The sequence below is a fragment of the Streptomyces anulatus genome (assembly GCF_000721175.1).
GTDB classification, from domain to species: domain Bacteria; phylum Actinomycetota; class Actinomycetes; order Streptomycetales; family Streptomycetaceae; genus Streptomyces; species Streptomyces anulatus_C.
The window spans coordinates 344,889-361,008 of the sequence record NZ_JOEZ01000001.1 but is presented as its reverse complement, the minus strand read 5'-3'; the positions used below and the strand labels follow the sequence as shown (position 1 = coordinate 361,008).

12 protein-coding genes and 2 tRNA genes are annotated in these 16,120 nt (G+C 73.2%); 4 read left to right on the top strand and 10 right to left on the bottom strand.

The window, feature by feature from the left end:
• Positions 1-58: 58 nt before the first annotated feature.
• Together IG90_RS0101635 and IG90_RS0101630 are read right to left on the bottom strand one after the other, a co-directional pair.
• Positions 59-943: an amidohydrolase family protein gene (locus IG90_RS0101635; protein WP_030576230.1), complete on the bottom strand. Its 885-nt coding sequence runs from the start codon at positions 941-943 to the stop codon at positions 59-61.
• Between the two features lie 23 nt (positions 944-966).
• Positions 967-1,854 (bottom strand): DUF2797 domain-containing protein, encoded by an 888-nt coding sequence (locus IG90_RS0101630; RefSeq protein WP_030576227.1) that lies wholly within the window; start codon positions 1,852-1,854, stop codon positions 967-969.
• A 376-nt stretch (positions 1,855-2,230) separates the two neighbouring features.
• Here IG90_RS0101630 and IG90_RS0101625 point away from each other — a divergent pair, with 376 nt between their 5' ends.
• On the top strand, positions 2,231-3,175 hold the full coding sequence (locus tag IG90_RS0101625) for an RNA polymerase sigma-70 factor (protein WP_030576224.1): 945 nt from the start codon (positions 2,231-2,233) through the stop codon (positions 3,173-3,175).
• 92 nt (positions 3,176-3,267) lie between these two features.
• The gene (locus IG90_RS0101620; protein ID WP_030576221.1) at positions 3,268-4,479 is read left to right on the top strand and encodes an NAD(P)/FAD-dependent oxidoreductase; all 1,212 of its coding nucleotides are present in this window, start codon (positions 3,268-3,270) and stop codon (positions 4,477-4,479) included.
• Here IG90_RS0101620 and IG90_RS0101615 read toward each other — a convergent pair.
• The 3 genes from IG90_RS0101615 to IG90_RS0101605 form a co-directional block, all read right to left on the bottom strand.
• On the bottom strand, positions 4,451-5,023 hold the full coding sequence (locus IG90_RS0101615; protein WP_030576218.1) for a hypothetical protein: 573 nt from the start codon (positions 5,021-5,023) through the stop codon (positions 4,451-4,453). The genes IG90_RS0101620 and IG90_RS0101615 overlap by 29 nt on opposite strands.
• A 114-nt stretch (positions 5,024-5,137) precedes the next feature.
• Positions 5,138-5,210, bottom strand: a tRNA-Arg gene (locus IG90_RS0101610).
• 227 nt (positions 5,211-5,437) lie between these two features.
• Positions 5,438-5,528 (bottom strand) — tRNA-Ser (locus IG90_RS0101605).
• A gap of 288 nt (positions 5,529-5,816) precedes the next feature.
• Between IG90_RS0101605 and IG90_RS0101600 the strand changes: the two genes are divergently transcribed.
• Together IG90_RS0101600 and IG90_RS0101595 are read left to right on the top strand one after the other, a co-directional pair.
• Positions 5,817-6,395, top strand: a complete 579-nt coding sequence (locus tag IG90_RS0101600) for an SSI family serine proteinase inhibitor (RefSeq protein WP_030576216.1) — start codon at positions 5,817-5,819, stop codon at positions 6,393-6,395.
• A 293-nt stretch (positions 6,396-6,688) separates the two neighbouring features.
• Positions 6,689-10,828: a hybrid sensor histidine kinase/response regulator gene (locus tag IG90_RS0101595; protein WP_030576213.1), complete on the top strand. Its 4,140-nt coding sequence runs from the start codon at positions 6,689-6,691 to the stop codon at positions 10,826-10,828.
• Between the two features lie 137 nt (positions 10,829-10,965).
• On the opposite strand, the gene IG90_RS0101590 is transcribed toward IG90_RS0101595, so the two are convergent.
• The 5 genes from IG90_RS0101590 to IG90_RS0101570 form a co-directional block, all read right to left on the bottom strand.
• Positions 10,966-12,618 carry a long-chain fatty acid--CoA ligase gene (locus tag IG90_RS0101590; RefSeq protein WP_030576211.1) on the bottom strand — a complete coding sequence of 551 codons (1,653 nt, stop codon included), beginning with the start codon at positions 12,616-12,618 and terminating at the stop codon, positions 10,966-10,968.
• A gap of 133 nt (positions 12,619-12,751) precedes the next feature.
• Positions 12,752-13,315, bottom strand: coding sequence for a SigE family RNA polymerase sigma factor (locus tag IG90_RS0101585; RefSeq protein ID WP_030576209.1), 564 nt, complete (start codon positions 13,313-13,315; stop codon positions 12,752-12,754).
• Between the two features lie 179 nt (positions 13,316-13,494).
• Positions 13,495-14,661 carry a lipid-transfer protein gene (locus IG90_RS0101580; protein ID WP_030576206.1) on the bottom strand — a complete coding sequence of 389 codons (1,167 nt, stop codon included), beginning with the start codon at positions 14,659-14,661 and terminating at the stop codon, positions 13,495-13,497.
• Complete coding sequence (locus IG90_RS0101575) at positions 14,658-15,080, bottom strand: MaoC family dehydratase (protein WP_030576203.1); 423 nt, start codon at positions 15,078-15,080, stop codon at positions 14,658-14,660. Before IG90_RS0101575 ends, IG90_RS0101580 begins: the two co-directional genes overlap by 4 nt.
• On the bottom strand, positions 15,077-16,120 hold the full coding sequence (locus IG90_RS0101570) for an acyl-CoA dehydrogenase family protein (protein WP_030576199.1): 1,044 nt from the start codon (positions 16,118-16,120) through the stop codon (positions 15,077-15,079). The genes IG90_RS0101575 and IG90_RS0101570 overlap by 4 nt, the downstream gene beginning before the upstream one ends.

The window sequence follows — 16,120 nt, the reverse complement described above, 5'->3', positions numbered from 1 at the left end:
CACCCGTGAGAGAAGCCTGACCCGTTTCTGTGAATTGCCTGAGAAAGCGGCGCGGGCTTCAGGAGCCCCGGATCCCGAACAACGCGGCAGCGTTCCCGTGACAGACCGCCCGCAACCACTCCTCACCCAGCCCGAGCCGCTCCAGCGCCTCCAGCTGATGGACGTACGGGTAGGGGATGTTCGGGAAGTCGGTCCCCAGCAGGATCCGGTCCCCGAGATCGGCGAGCCGCCCCCGTTCGGCCACCGGGAAGGGACTGAACCCTTCACTGAAGTCGGTGAACGCCATCGTCGTATCGAGCCGCACCTCCGGATACGCCTCCGCCAGCGCCAGGAACTCCGCGTACTCCGGCATCCCCATGTGCGCCACGATCAGCCGCAGCCGGGGATGGCGCGCCAGCAGCCGCCCGACCGGCCCGGGCCCGGTGAACTCCCCCGGCGCGGGCCCCGACCCGCAGTGCATGACCACCGGAATCCCGGCCTCCGCGAGCAGCCCCCAGACCGGCTCCAGCAACGGATCGCCGGGGTCGTACGCACCCACCTGGAGGTGCGACTTGAACACCCGGGCCCCCGCCTCGACGGCCTCCTTCACGTACACCTCGACGCCCTCCTCCGGGAAGAGGGTCGCGGTGTGCAGGCAGTCGGGGGTCCGGGCGGCGAAGCCGGCGGCCCAGCCGTTCAGCCAGCGGGCCATGCCGGGCTTGTGCGGATAGAGCATGGAGGTGAAGCGCAGCACCCCGAACGACCGCAGGACGGACAGCCGCGCGTCCTCCTCGTACCGATAGGTGATCGGCCACTCAAGACCCGTGAGCGGCCCGACGGCGTCGAAGTAGGCCCACACCTTGCGCAGGACCTGCTCGGGCATGAAGTGGGTGTGCACGTCGATGATCCCGGGCAGCCCGAGCCGCTCCCGGAACCGCACCACGTCATCGCTCTCCGGCCCCACGGACGCACTCCCTCGGTCGACGGTCAGAACAACCCACCCTGCACACCGCCGCCGCCGATGTCGATGAGGGGGACACGCACATCGTTCGCTGCTGTCGGACCTACGGCGGCGAGCTCCCAGCCGGTGATCAGCCGCGTGTCCAGCACGACCACGCCGCCCCCGTCCACGGCAAGGTGGAGATCGGGTCCGGCGGCAGCCACCAACCGCCCCGCCACAACGCCCCCGTCGACCAGCTCACGCACCGACCGCGTGGCAGCGGCCGAACGGTCCAGCCCGAAGATCCCGCCATGATCGACGACGTCCAGAGGTACCCGCTCCAACGACTCGGGCCACCCGTGCCCCTCCAGCTCCGCGGCCCGCCCGTACAACTCCGCCACCTCGGCGAACCGCTCCTCCACACCGGGGAGTCGCCCGCGCACGGCCCGCTTCCTGGCGTACGGGATCCGGTCCGGCACCCCGAGGGCGGCCCGCAGCACCTCCTCGGTCCGCCGGGCGGCCATCAGAGGTCCGCGCCCCAGCCAGGTGAACGCCACGGCCCCCTGCTCCCGCAGCCGTGCGGCGTCCCGCTCCTCCCGGGTGATCCCGACCTTGACCATGCCGGGCCCGAACCAGGCGAGGTACACGCGGTACGTACGCGGGTCGTCCAGCAGCGTGTCGGCGGCCACCGAGTGGGCCCGGTCCAGCCGGGCGCACTCCGGGCACCGAGCCCCGGTGCTGCGTACGGGCACCACCGCCGCCACAGGACACACGTTCCCCCGGGCCCCCACGCAGTGCCGCTCCCCCACCGCGCGGAAGCCGAGCCCGGCCCCGTGGGCGAGGACACTCGCCCGTCGCTCCCGGCCCTTGCTCCACCCCAGTCGCGGTACATCGCCCGGCCATGCGACCCCGGTACACCGCCACCCGAAGGCCACCCGAACTCCGCTCTCTCCGTCGCACTCCGCACAGACCGACCCTCAGGTCTCCGTGAAGGCTACGGCCACCCCGGCAGCCCGCACTGATGCGGCCGGCGCCCACGCCCCGTAACCCTGCTACGCGCCACGCACCGGCTCAACGGGGGTCCGGCTCGCAGGCGACCCCGTCGCCGTCCGCGTCCGGCGCCACGACTGGCCGCCGACAACGGCGACCAGCGGCCCTCCCGTCCCAGGATCACCCCGTGCGCCACATCCGCCGCCGAGCCATCCATCGGCCCCCTCCCTCCTGACGGTATGGATCTGACGGTTCAGAACGGTGCCCCGGCCCCCGCAGGCACCGGGGCTTCGCGCACCCCGCGAGCGTAGGATCCGGGCCATGGCGCTGACCGGGAACCAGATGGACCTGTTCGAGGCTTCCATGCCCCGTCTGAAGGCGATCGCCTACCGTCTCCTCGGTTCCGCGAGCGATGCCGAGGACGCCGTGCAGGACACGTTCCTGCGCTGGCAGGCCGCCGACATCGAGCGCATCGAGGTCCCCGAGGCCTGGCTGACGAAGGTCCTCACGAACCTCTGCCTCAACCAGCTCACCTCGGCGCGCGCCCGGCGCGAGACCTATGTGGGCCAGTGGCTGCCCGAGCCGCTGCTGGCCGGGGACCCGATGCTCGGCCCCGCAGACACCGTCGAGCAGCGCGAGTCGGTCTCGTACGCCGTCCTCACCCTCATGGAGCGGCTGTCACCCAACGAGCGGGTGGTGTACGTGCTGCGGGAGGCCTTCGGCTACCCGCACCGCAGGATCGCGGAGATCCTCGACATCACCGAGGCCGCCGGCCAGCAGATCTTCCACCGCGCCAAGAAGCACATCGCGGAGGGCCGGGCCCGTACCGAGATCGACGAGGCCGCCACCCGGCGGATCGTCGAGGAGTTCCTCACGGCCGCCACCAGCGGCCGGACCGAACCGCTCGTCCGGCTGCTCACCGCTGACGCCGTCGCGATCGGCGACGGCGGCGGCAAGGTGCCGGCCCGCGCGAAGGCGTTCGAAGGCGCCCTCGCCGTCGCGAAGTTCATGCGGGGCCTGTTCACCCCCGGCAAAGCCAAGCAGGCCATCACCGGCGGCACCGCCGAGATCCACATCACGACCGCCAACGGCGGCCCCGCCGTCGTCGCGGTCGTCGACGGGCGCCTCATCGGCGTCACCTGCCTGGAGATCACCGCGGACGGCATCACCGCCATCCGCAGCCAGGTCAACCCCGACAAGCTCGAACGCGCGAATGAGCGCTGGGCGGCCACGGACCACGGGGAACCCCTGTTCCACGCCTTCTGACCCCCTGTGTCGCACGTCACATCGCCCGCCTGTCAGGAAACGACGGGCTGCCCGGTTCAAGGGGCGAAACCTCGTGAGACAGGAGCCAGGACATGCAGCAGCACCGCATCATCGTCATCGGAGCCGGTTACACCGGAGCGACTGCCGTCGGACGCCTCGCCAGGCGGCTGCGGAGCGAGGACGTCTCCCTCACCCTCGTCAACACCGAACCGGACTTCGTCGAGCGCGTCCGGATGCACCAGCTGGCGGCGGGCCAGGACCTCCGCCCCCGGCCCTTCCGCGAGATGTTCGCCGGCACGGGCGTCCGGCTGAAGCTCGCGAAGGTCACCGGGATCGACGTCGACCGCCGAACGGTGACCGTCACCGCCCCGGACGGAGCCGGGGAGCCGGAAGACCTGGAGTACGACACCCTCGTGTACGCCCTCGGCAGCGCCTGGAACACCCAGGGCGTCCCCGGCACCGCCGAGCACGCCCACGAGATCGCCGGCCGCCCCGGGGCCCAGCGCCTGCGCGACCGCCTGGCCGCGCTCGCCCCCGGCGGACCCGTGGTCGTCGTCGGCGGCGGCCTCACCGGCGTGGAGGCCGCCACGGAGATCGCCGAGACCCGCCCGGACCTCGACGTGGCCCTGGTCGCCCGGGGCGGACTGGGCGACTGGCTCTCCCCCAAGGGCGCCCGCCACCTGCGGAAGGTCTTCACCGGCCTGCGGATCACCGCACACGAACACACCGCCGTCACCGCCGTGGAGGCCGGCCGCGTCACCACCACCGAGGGCGACATCCCGGCCGCGATCACGGTCTGGACGACCGGCTTCGCCGTCCACCCCATCGCCCGCGCCACCGCGTTGGAGACCGCCGGCAACGGCCAGATCATGGTTGACGCCACCATGCGCTCGACCTCGCACCCGGACGTGTACGCCATCGGCGACGCGGCCCTGGCGGCAGGCCCCGGCGACAAGCCGCTGCGCATGTCGTGCGCCTCGGGCGTCCCCACCGCCTGGCAGGCCGCCGACGCCATCGCGGCCCGCCTCACCGGCGGCAAGCTCCCGACGATCTCGGCCCGCTACTTCAACCAGTGCGTCTCCCTCGGCCGCAAGGAGGGCCTGATCCAGTACGTCACCGCCGACGACCGGGCCGTCAGCGCAGCCCTCACCGGCCGCCTGGCCGCCTTCTACAAGGAACTGGTCTGCAAGGGCGCGGCCTGGGGCGTCGCCAACCCGACCCTGGGCCTGCCGACCCGCCGCCGCCGGACCACGACGACGCCGGCGCGGGCGGGCGCTACAGCCGCTGCCGCTGAAGCGGCGTGAGGTTCCGGTCCAGGATCCCCCTGAGGCGCTCCACGTCCTCAGGGCCCTGGGCGCCCCTCTTCGGCAGCACCGCGATACCGGCCGAGCGCTCACCGCCGAGCAGCACGAAGAGGCTGGCGGTCTCCAGATACCCCCGGTGCACCGCCCACTCGAACGTGAAGGACACCCGCTCGCCGGTACTGACCGCGCCGCGCTCATCGGCCACCATGCGGCACTGCCCGTACGGCTCCACCACGCTGAACAGCTGTCGGGCCTGGGTGCGCAGCGCCCGCAGGGTGCCCCAGGACACGATGGCCGCACAGAGCACGAGCGCGACGCTCAGCACGGGTGCCGACATACCGACGACCACCCCGAGAACAGCCAGAGCACCGACCGACGCCACCGGCACCGTCATCGCCTGCAGCCGCCCCGCCCATGTCCGCAACGCACGCGCACGAAGCGCCTCTTCGAAGTCCTCGACCGCCGGCCGGTAGACGAACACCACGTCCGCTCCCGTGCCGGTGTCCGTGTCCGACGCGAACGCGTCCCCGCCCCTGGTTTCCATGAGCGTGGAGCCTAACGAGGGGGCGCAGGGCGGCTCGCCACCGCCCACCGTGGAGGATCGAGGAGAGAACGCGAGAGGCCCCCGGGATTTCTCCTGGGGGCCTCTGGCCTGCTGTGCACTCGGCAGGATTCGAACCTGCAACCTTCTGATCCGTAGTCAGATGCTCTATCCGTTAAGCTACGAGTGCTTGGCGTTCCGGGCTTTTTCTTCCCGGTCGGCGTTGCGAGAACAACATTACATGACCTGCGCCGTGACGCGAAATCCATTAGCCGCACCGCTGCCGACCTGCGGAAACAGCCTCTTGAGGCCCTTCTCGGCCACCCTCCCCGACCGGCCCCGGCTCACCCTCCGCGCCCTCGCGCGCCCCGGAACGACCGAAGCCCCGCGCCAGGGGCACGGGGCTTCGGGATGGAGCGGAGGCGGAGGGATTTGAACCCTCGATGGGCTTTAAGACCCAAACCGCATTAGCAGTGCGGCGCCATAGACCGGACTAGGCGACGCCTCCTCCACACTGCTCGCGCGGACGCGAGTGGTGCGTGCAGATGATGACACAGTCGAGCGCCGTGCCACCAATCGCCGCTCACGTTACTAGGCCTCCGGGGGCCAGGGCAAAGCAGTTCGGCGTGGTGGCGCAACGTCCGGGCGTGGCGCGCGTTAGAGAGGGGTGGGGACCGCGGTCTTTCGTCAGTCGTCGTCGCCAGTCAGCCGTCCGTCAGCCGTCGTGCCGGGGCGGGCCCGAGTCCGTCCGTGGCCGCCGTGGCCGACCGTGCCGCAGAGATCCTGGAGCTTCCTCATGCCGCGCCGTCTCGCCCTCACCGCCGTCGTCTCGCTCGCCGCGCTCGCCACCGCCGTGCCGGCGTCCATCGCCACCGCCTCCGGGCCCGCGTCCTCCGGTCCGGTGCTCTCCGCCGTGCCCACCACCGGCCCGTTCGCCGCCGCCCGGCCCGCCCTCGGGCCGCTCCCCCTGCCCGTCCCGTCGCTGCCCGGGTTCCTGGACGGCGGGCAGGGCACGGGCTCCGGTGAGGCCGACGAGGTGCTGACGCGGCTCACCGTGAGCGTCGAGAACACCGGGGTCGCCGGGGCCGACGGCACCTTCGAGCTGGAGTGCGGACCCACCGGGGGCAGCCACCCGCGGGGGCAGGCCGCCTGTGACCGGCTGGCGGAGGCCGGCGCCACCCGGGCCGGGCGGCAGGAGCTGTTCCGGGCGACCCCCGAGGGCACGATGTGCACGATGATCCACGGCGGCGACGCCACCGCCCGCATCGTGGGCACCTGGGAGGGCCGGGCCGTGGACACCACCGCGAGCCGCCGCGACGGATGCGAGATCGCGCGCTGGAACAGCCTCGTGCCGGTGCTCCCGGATGTTCGATAGTCCGTCGGTCACGGCGTGAAGGCGTTCGCCCGGGCGAGGGCCGGGGGTGCTTCCCCGGTGCCCGGGATGGAGCGTCGCGCCGCGCGTCCGCGCACGTCACGGGGTGCGCGGACGCTCACGTCATGGGCCCGCGGCGTACACCCCGCGCACAGAACCTTGGTGAGAGCTCCCCCTCATCCGCCGCCCCCGGGGCCTCCCCTGCCCTTAGACTCCTCCCGTGACAGTCTGCCGCCCGAGGGGCAAGATGGGGCCCGCTGTCGGCAAGGTGCGGTAATCAGGGAGGAAGCGTCGTCGTGAGCAGCAGGCCATCCCGAGGCACTGCTCGCCTCGCAGCCATACTCGATGCCCTTCCTGACGGGCTTCTGCTCGTCAATTGCAACGGCACGGTCGTCAACGCCAACGCCATCGCACTCGAGATGTTCGAGACCCCGGGCACCGCGCTCGTCGGTCGCGGACTGCTCGATCTGCTGCCGGAGTTCGACTCCAAGCTGATCCCGGGTTCGATGCGCCGGCCCGAGGCTGCGGACGAGCAGGGCAGGACCAAGCCGACGCGGATGACCGCACGGCGCACCGACGGGCGCGAGTACCCCGTCGAGGTCACCAGCGCGACCCTCGACAGCGGGCAGGCCGCGTACAACGACATCCACTCCAGCTACACCGGCGACGAGCTGCTCATGCTCGTGGTGCGGGACCTCTCCGGCACCGTCGACACCGAGGCGGAGCTGGCCCGTTCGCAGCGCCAGACCGAGATGATCCTGCGGGCCGCCTCCGAGGGCGTCGTCGGCACGGACACCGACGGGCGCGTCGTCCTCGTCAACCCCGCCGCCGCACAGATCCTCGGCTTCCGGGCCAGCGACCTCGGCGGCCAGGAGCTGCACCCGCTGATCCTGCACTCGCGGGCGGAGGGCGAGCCGTTCCCGTACGAGGACTCCCCGCTCGCCGACACCCTCAAGTCGGGGCGCAAGCACCGGGTGCGCGGGCAGGTCCTGTGGTCCAAGAGCGGCGCACAGGTGCCGGTGGACCTCACGACCGCGCCGGTACGCGACGGGGACCAGCTCGTCGGCGCGGTGATGACGTTCACCGACCGCCGGCCGTACGAGGAGCTGTCCGCCCAGCACAAGAGCGTCGTCGCCGAGCTGACCACGAGCCACTCCGCCGAGGTCACCGCGCTCAAGGAAGCGCACGCCGCCGAACTGGAGGCGCTGGAGGAGGCCCACGCCACCGAGCTCGCCGACCGGACCGAGCGGTACGCCGCCGAGGTCGAGGGACAGGCCGAGCTGCTCGCCTCCCTGGGCGCCCGGCACTCCCAGCTCACCGCCGTCCTCGGCGGTTCACTGCGCGGGCCCCTGGAGGAGCTGCGCGGCGAGCTGTCCACGCTGGCCGCCGACCCGGCCGGTCAGCTGTGGCCGGAGGCGAACCAGATCCTGCACCACCTGGCCGCCGGGTACGCCCGGATGACCACCCTCGTCGACAACGTGCTGGGCTACCAGCGCCTCGACACGGGCGTGGAGGGGCTGCACAAGGTCCCCGCCATGATCGAAGGGATCGTGACCGGCGGGATCGACGGGGCGGTCGAGCTGATCGGGCCCGGGCGCGCCCAGTTCGCCGTGCACGCCCCGCCGATCGAGGCCGAGGTCGACGCGCGTCAGCTGGCGACCGCCATCGCCCATCTCGTCGCGGACGTCTGCGGTGTCGATTCGACCGGCAAGACCCGGGCCGCGCCCGGGGGCGGCTATGTCGACTCCACGGTGGTCGTGGCCGCCGCCCAGCGCGGTGACGTCGTGCGGATCGAGGTGCGCGGGCCGTTCGCCGGGGGCGACCCGGTGCACGAGCCGATCGTGCGCGGCATCGTCCGGGCGCACGGCGGGGTCCTCCAGACGCACGAGATGCCGGGGATGAGCGGCAGCGCGTACGTGCTCGACCTGCCCGTCGGCGCCGCTTCCGGCACGATCGCGCCCCCGGAGGCGGACGGGAACGCCCCGCTGCCGGAGCCCGCACCCGTCGCGTCCTCGTCGCCCGAAGGCCTTGGAGCGCCGGGCGTCACCAGTGGCGGTCGGCGCCGGGCGCGCAGGTCCTCCACCGACGCGTTCCTGGACAGCCCCGGTGGTACGCCTGGTACGCCGGAGAGCACGGGCGGTGGCGAGGCCGGTGCCGTGGCTGCCGCTGTCGAACCCGCTGCCGCTCCTGCTCCCGCTCCGGAGGACCGTCCGGCCGCCGAGCCGACCGGGCGGCGGCGGGCGCGCCGTGGACCGGCCGCGCCCGAGGGGCAGCAGGCCCCCGAACTGATCCCCGCCCAGCAGGGCGAGGGCTCCGGGCGGCGGCGCGGCCGTCCCAGCCCGGCCGAGGCTCAGGCCCCGGGCGCGGGCGCGGTTCCGGTGGACACCGGGGGCTCTGCACAGCAGCAGCCTCAGCCACCGCAGCGTCAGGCACTGGCCCTGACCTCCGCCCCGTCCGCGGCGTCCTCCTCGGCACCCTCCGAGGGTTCGGTCGTCACCGCGGCGGAGAACGCCCAGGGCGGCGGCCGTCCGCAGCTCGGGCAGACCGTGCCGCCCCAGGGCGTCCCGGTGGACCCGCAGCAGCCCGTTCCGCCCGCCGGACGGCGGGCCCGTCGGGAAGGTGAGAACCTCGCCCTCCCCGCCCTCGCGTCCGGAAGCGGCGGGAGCGGCGGCCACCCGGGCGCGGAGCCTGCCCAGCAGCCCGGAAGCCAGCAGCCCGGAGGCCGGCGGGCCCGGCGCGCGCTGGCCGCCGCCCAGGAGCGCACCGCCGCCGAAACCGGTCCGCGGACGGCCTTCGCCCTGCCGCCGGCCGACGCGGACCGGGCGCCGATCGCCCCCGACGCCCCGGCGGGCCCCGGTGACGAGGCGACCGGGCACCACACGCGAACCGCACCGGAGGCCGGTCACACGCCTCCGCAGGCGCACCCCGTCGCCCCGGCGCACCCCGGCGCGCAGGCGGACGGAACCTCCGGGCAGGGCTTCCCGGCCGCTCCCGGTCCGCACCACCTTCCCGGCCCGCCCGACGGCGGCCTCCCGCAGGCTCCGGGCCCGGCGCCGGAGAGCGCCTCCTGGGGCGACACCGGGCAGACCGCCCACACCACCGGCGTCGCCGCCGTCGCGCACCCGGCCGACGGTGACGCGGGCGGCACGGCCCCGGACGCGCGGCGGCAGCCGCTGCCCGCCGAGGAGCCGATGCCGGACGGCAGCAACCCCGACTCGACGCAGGGCAGGGCCTTCAGCGTGCGGACGCTGGGCCAGGGCGTGCCGTTCGCCCAGCACCTCGCGCACCCGCAGAACCAGCCGCATCAGAGCTTGGGCGGGGCCGGCCGGCGGCGCAAGCTCGCCGCCCCGCCGGAGGGCGACCGCGCCCCGGCCCCGACCGCCGGCGGCCAGCACGCCCCGCCCCAGCAGGAACGGCCGGGCACTCCCGCGCCCGTTTCCGTGCCCGGATCTCCCCCGAACCCGAACCCGAACCGGAACCCGGCCCCGCCCCAGGGCCCGGCGCAGGAGACCGGCCAACCGGGTCAGCCGGCACAGGGCGGGCCCGGCGCCTACGGCGAGGGGCAGCTACTCGCGCCGCCCATCGCGGAGGGGCGCGCGTACGCCATAGGAGCACCCGACGAGGGGGCCGAGGGGCCCGAGCCGCTCGACGGGCCCGGGGGCGCGGTCGAGGTGGCCAACCGTCCGCACCCGCACCCGGTCGACGACGAAATGCCGCCCGAGCCGCTGGACAACCCGCGCCGACTGCTGGTCTGGCCGGCACCCGACGTGCCGACCCAGCAGGCGCTCAGCGACCGGGGCTACCGTCCGGTGATCGTGAACTCCCGCGAGGAGGTCGACGCCCAGATCGCCGCGTTCCCCGCCGCGCTCTTCGTCGACCCGCTGACCGGCCCCATCACCCGTACCGCGTTGCAGTCGCTGCGCCAGGCGGCCGTCGCGGCCGAGGTTCCGGTGCTGGTCACCGCCGGTCTGGGACAGGCGACCCGGGAAGCGGCGTACGGAGCCGACCCGGCCGTCCTGCTCAAGGCGCTGGCCCCGCGCGACAGCGAGCAGCATCCCTCGCGGGTGCTCCTGATCGAGGAGCACGAGGAGATCGCGGTGGCGCTGACGCAGACCCTGGAGCGGCGCGGAATGCAGGTGGCGCGCGCCGCGACGGACAGCGAGGCCGTCGACCTGGCGGGCCGGATGCGGCCGAACCTCGTGGTGATGGACCTGATGCAGGTACGTCGCCGGCGCGCCGGGATCATCGACTGGCTGCGGGCCAACGGGCAGTTGAACCGCACCCCGCTGGTCGTCTACACCTCGGCCGGGATGGACCCTGCGGAGCTGCCTCGGCTCACATCGGGCGAAACCGTCCTCTTCCTGGCGGAACGATCGACCAGCGACGAGGTCCAGTCCCGGATCGTCGACCTGCTGGCGAAGATCGGCACCAACTGACCGCGCCAGCGACAGGGCGGGGGCGGCACGGGAATCCCGTACCGCCCCCGCCCTGTTTCACGTGAAACGTGCGGCTCGAAGAGCCCGAAGCGTCAGAGCCCGAAGCGTCAGACCTCGAAGCGTCAGAGCCCGAAGGGTCAGAGCTGGGTGACGTCCAGCTCGCCTTCCGCGTACTGCTTGCGGATCACCTTCTTGTCGAACTTGCCGACGCTCGTCTTCGGCACGGCGTCGATCACCGACCAGCGCTCCGGCAGCTGCCACTTGGCGATGCCCGACTCGGCGAGGAACGACTTCAGCGCCTCGTAGTCGGTTTCCGCGGCGCCCTCCTTGAGCACGACGGTCGCGAGCGGCCGCTCGCCCCACTTCTCGTCCGGCACGGCGACGACGGCCGCCTCCGCGACGTCCGGGTGGGCCATCAGCGCGTTCTCCAGCTCGACGCTGGAGATCCACTCGCCGCCCGACTTGATGACGTCCTTGGCCCGGTCGGTGAGGGTGAGGAAGCCGTCGGTGCTGATCACGCCGACGTCGCCGGTCTTCAGCCAGCCGTCCTCGCTGAACTTGTCCTCGGGGCGCAGGTGCTCGCCGTCGGCCCCGCCGTAGTAGGCGGCGGCGATCCAGGGGCCCCGGACCTCCAGCTCACCGGCCGACTCGCCGTCCCACGGAAGGCGTTCGCCGCCGGGGCCGACCAGCCGCGCCTCGACCCCGGCGGGGAAACGGCCCTGGGTTACCCGGTAGGGCCACTGCTCCTCGTCGCTCAGCCCGGCGGGCGGGTGGGCCATGGTGCCCAGCGGCGAGGTCTCCGTCATGCCCCAGGCGTGGCAGAGCCGGACGCCGAGCTTGTCGTACGCCTCCATCAGCGAGGGCGGACAGGCCGCGCCGCCGATGGTCACGTTGGCCATGGAGGTGAGGTCGCGCGGGTTGGCGGTGACCTCGGCGAGCAGGCCCTGCCAGATGGTGGGGACCGCGGCCGCGTGCGTCGGGCGCTCGCGCTCGATCATGTCGGCGAGCGGGGCGGGCTGCAGGAAGCGGTCCGGCATGAGCATGTTGACGCCGCTCATGAACGTGGCGTGCGGCAGGCCCCAGGCGTTCACATGGAACTGGGGCACGACGACGAGGGTGGTGTCCTTGTCGGTCAGTCCCATCGACTCGGTCATGTTGACCTGCATCGAGTGCAGGTAGATCGAGCGGTGCGAGTAGACGACGCCCTTGGGGTCGCCCGTGGTGCCGGAGGTGTAGCACATGGCCGCGGCCTGGCGTTCGTCCAGCTCCGGCCAGTCGTACGTGGTGGGGCGGTCCGCGATCAGTTCCTCGTACTCGTGTACGCGCGGCGCGACACCGGCGAGACCCGAGCGGTCCCCCGGCCCGCACACGACGATGTGCTCGATGCTCGGCAGGTGGGGCAGCAGCGGCACGAGGAGCGGCAGCAGCGAGCCGTTGACGATCACCACCTTGTCGTCCGCGTGGTTGACGATCCAGGCGAGCTGCTCGGGCGGCAGCCGGAGGTTGAGGGTGTGGAGCACGGCCCCCATGGAGGGAATGGCGAGGTAGGCCTCGACATGGGCCGAGTTGTTCCACATGAGCGTGGCCACCCGCTGGTCGCCGTCGACGCCCAGCTCGTCGCGGAGCGCATTGGCCAGCCGGGTGGCGCGCGCGCCGATCTCGGCGAAGGTGACACGGTGCGGCTCGGGTTCGCCGGTCCAGGTCGTGACCTGCGACTTCCCATGAATCGTCATCCCGTGGTGCAGGATGCGGGTGACAGTCAGCGGTACGTCCTGCATGGTGCTCAGCACGGCGTCCTCCCGGTAGGCGCTACGCGGCAGTAAGGTTCCGCTGATTCTGCGCACATACCACGCGGTATGTCACTACTCACGGGAGAAAATTCCTGTCCGGGGCCCTGCGGCGGAGCGTACCGGGCCGTCCGGATCAGCGGACCGGCATCAGCTCCGGGTCCTCGCGGAGCTTGCCGAGGGCGCGGGAGACGGCGCTCTTGACCGTACCGACCGAGACGCCGAGCACCTCCGCCGTCTGGGCCTCGCTCAGGTCCTCGTAGTAGCGCAGGACGACCATCGCGCGCTGGCGGTCCGGGAGCTTGAGCACCGCACGCCACATCGCGTCGTGCAGCGACTGCTGCTCGGCCGGGTCCGGCGCCGGGAGGGTCTCCCGCTCGGGCAGTTCCTCGCAGGCGAACTCGTCGACCTTGCGCTTGCGCCACTGCGAGGTGCGGGTGTTCAGCAGGGCCCGGCGCACATAGCCGTCCAGCGCCCGGTGGTCCTCGATCCGCTCCCACGCGACGTACGTCTTGGCGAGCGCGGTCTGCAGCAGGTCCTCCGCGTCGCACGGGTTCGCGGTGAGCGAGCGCGCGGTACGCAGCAGGACCGGCCCCCGGGCCCGTACGTACGAGGAGAACGACGCGTAGGGCGCGTGGGGGTGGCCGGCGGCGGTGGCGGAGGCCGCCCTGGAGGCGCCCGTGCAGACTGGCGTGGTCATGTACTCAACGCTAGGAGCGAGCACCGCCGAGGGGATCGCCCCCAGGTCCCGAAGCGCCGTCCGCCTCAGGTTGTAGGGGGCGTACACCCTGCACCTCCTGAAGGTGGACGGGCCTCGGCGCGACCGTCAGGGTCCAGCCCCGGGAGCCCCCGGACACCCCGGACGCCGGACACCGCCGTTCAGCCGTCCGCGCCGAGCACCAGACCCGACGTCGGGACACCCGTACCGGCCGTGACCAGCGACCTCGCCGCCCCCGCCACCTGGTTCACCGAGGTGCCCCGGATCTGCCGGACGGCCTCCGCGATGCCGTTCATCCCATGGAGGTACGCCTCCCCCAGCTGACCCCCATGGGTGTTCAGGGGCAGGACGTCCGCCGCGACGAACGCCCCTGCCTCCCCGGGCCCGCAGAAGCCGAACTCCTCCAGCTGCATCAGGACGAACGGGGTGAAGTGGTCGTAGAGGATGCCCACGTCGATGTCGGCCGGGGTCAGTCCGGAGCTGCTCCAGAGCTGCCGGGCGACCACGGCGGTCTCCGGCAGGCCCGTCAGCCCGTCCCGGTAGAAGCTCGTCATCTGCTCCTGCGAGCGGCCCGCGCCCTGCGCCGCCGCGACGACGACGGCGGGCGGGCGGGGCAGGTCGCGGGCGCGCTCCACGCTGGTGACGACGAGGGCCTGGCCGCCGTCCGTCTCCTGACAGCAGTCGAGCAGCCGCAGCGGTTCGACGATCCAGCGCGACTCGGCGTGGTCGGCGAGCGTGATCGGCTTCCCGTGGAAGTACGCCGCCGGGTTCCGCGCCGCGTGCCGCCGGTCGACCACCGCCACGTGCCCGAAGACCTCCGGGTCGAGGCCGTACGCGTGCAGGTAGCGCTGGGCCGCCATCGCCACCCAGGAGGCCGGGGTGAGCAGCCCGTACGGCAGGTTCCAGCCGAGCGCCGTGCCCTCGGCGGTCGGCTCGCGCCGCTGGACGCCGGAGCCGAAGCGGCGGCCGGAGCGCTCGTTGAAGGCCCGGTAGCAGACGACGACGTCCGCGATCCCGCTCGCCACCGCGAGGGCGGCCTGCTGCACGGTGGCGCAGGCCGCGCCGCCGCCGTAGTGGATCCGGGAGAAGAACGACAGCTCGCCGATCCCGGCCGCCTGCGCGACGGTGATCTCGGGACTGGTGTCCATGGTGAAGGTGACGAGCCCGTCGACGTCGGCGGGGGTGAGTCCCGCGTCGTCGAGGGCGGCGCGGACGGCCTCGACGGCCAGCTTCAGTTCGCTGCGGCCGGAGTCCTTGGAGAACTCGGTGGCCCCGATACCGACGATCGCCGCCTTCCCGCCGAGCGAGTCGGCCCTGCGGATGCTCATGCTCCACCACCGCCCTTCTGCGGGAGGGTCACCGTGACCATGCCGGTGACATGGCGTCCGATGCCGTTGTCCCCGGTGACCCGGACCGTCGCTTCGACGGGCTCTCCGGCGGCCAGCTCGGTGATGCGGCCGGTCAACCGCATGACGTCCCCAGGGTAGTTGGGGGCGCCGAGGCGGATCGCGACCTTGCGGAGGACGGCGCAGGGGCCGAAGTGGTCGGTGATGTAGCGGCCGACGAGCCCGTTGGTGGTGAGGATGTTCATGAAGATGTCGGGGGAGCCCTTCTCCCGGGCGAGGTCCGCGTCGTGGTGCACGTCCTGGTAGTCGCGGGAGGCGATGGCCCCGGCGACGATCAGGGTCCGGGTCAGCGGGATCTCCAGGGGCGGCAGCTCGTCGCCGACGCTGTGGGCCGGCGTCACGACGCGTCCTCCTGACGGCTGCCCGCGAGCAACAGGCCCAGCTCTTGGAGGACTTCACTGCCGCAGCCGAGGTAAGCGTCGAGCTGGCGGCCCCAGAGGAAGTGCCGGTGTACCGGGTGGTCCAGGTCGGCCCCGGTGCCGCCGTGCAGGTGCTGGCCCGCGTGGACGACCCGCTTGCCCGCCTCCGACGCCCACCATGCGGCGGTCAACGCCTGTGCTCCGTGGTCCAGTTTCCGGTCCCGCCGCCAGGCCGCCTCGTACGCGGTGACCCGGATCGCCTCGGTGTCCATGTGGGCGTCGGCGGCGCGGAGCAGGACGGCCTGGTTGGTGGAGAGCGGGCGCCCGAACTGCTCGCGGGTGGCGGTGTGGCGGACGGCCCGCGCGAGCGAGCCGGCGCACACCCCGGCCTGGAGTCCGGCGAAGGCGGTGCGGGCCGTGGCGAGGACCGCCGCGTACGCCTCCGGCCCCTCGCCGAGCCGCTCCCCGCGTACGCCGTCGAGAGCGAGGCGCCCCGCAGCCCAGGGCGCGGTCGTCTCCACCGGCAGCACGGCGACGCCCGGCGCGCCCGCCCCGACGATCCACAGGGCCCGGTCGGCGTCCGCCACCAGCACCTGGGTGGCGTCGCGCAGCCAGGGCACCCAGGGCACAGCCCCGTGCAGCACACCGTCCGACGCGTGTACGCCGCCCGGCGCCGGGAACGCGCCCGTCGCGACCTTGGTACCGTCGCGCAGACCGGGCAGCAGGCGCTCGCGCTGCTCCGCCGTGCCGTGCCCGGCGACGGCGAGCAGCCCGTACACACAGGTCGCCGCGAACGGGACCTGGGCGGTGGTCCGGCCCTGTTCCTCCAGGAGCAGGACGAGGCCGAGCAGCCCGACGTCCTCGACCGCGCCGGGCAGCCCCGCCGCACACAGCTCCTTCCACAGCTCCGCGTCCGTGCCCGTACCGGCCGCCACCAGCCGCTCGTGCGTGGACAGGTCGCCGAAGATCCGCGCGGCCAGACCCTGCGCGGCGGACTGCTCCTCGCTCGGGGTGAAGTCCAT

What these genes read in the sequence shown, in the direction of transcription:
- IG90_RS0101625 (WP_030576224.1), top strand. Translation starts at nt 2,231, where the DNA reads ATGGCGCTGACCGGGAACCAGATGGACCTGTTCGAGGCTTCCATGCCC.
- IG90_RS0101620 (WP_030576221.1), top strand. Translation starts at nt 3,268, where the DNA reads ATGCAGCAGCACCGCATCATCGTCATCGGAGCCGGTTACACCGGAGCG.
- IG90_RS0101615 (WP_030576218.1), bottom strand. Translation starts at nt 5,023, where the DNA reads ATGGAAACCAGGGGCGGGGACGCGTTCGCGTCGGACACGGACACCGGC.
- IG90_RS0101600 (WP_030576216.1), top strand. Translation starts at nt 5,817, where the DNA reads ATGCCGCGCCGTCTCGCCCTCACCGCCGTCGTCTCGCTCGCCGCGCTC.
- IG90_RS0101585 (WP_030576209.1), bottom strand. Translation starts at nt 13,315, where the DNA reads ATGACCACGCCAGTCTGCACGGGCGCCTCCAGGGCGGCCTCCGCCACC.
- IG90_RS0101580 (WP_030576206.1), bottom strand. Translation starts at nt 14,661, where the DNA reads ATGAGCATCCGCAGGGCCGACTCGCTCGGCGGGAAGGCGGCGATCGTC.
- IG90_RS0101570 (WP_030576199.1), bottom strand. Translation starts at nt 16,120, where the DNA reads ATGGACTTCACCCCGAGCGAGGAGCAGTCCGCCGCGCAGGGTCTGGCC.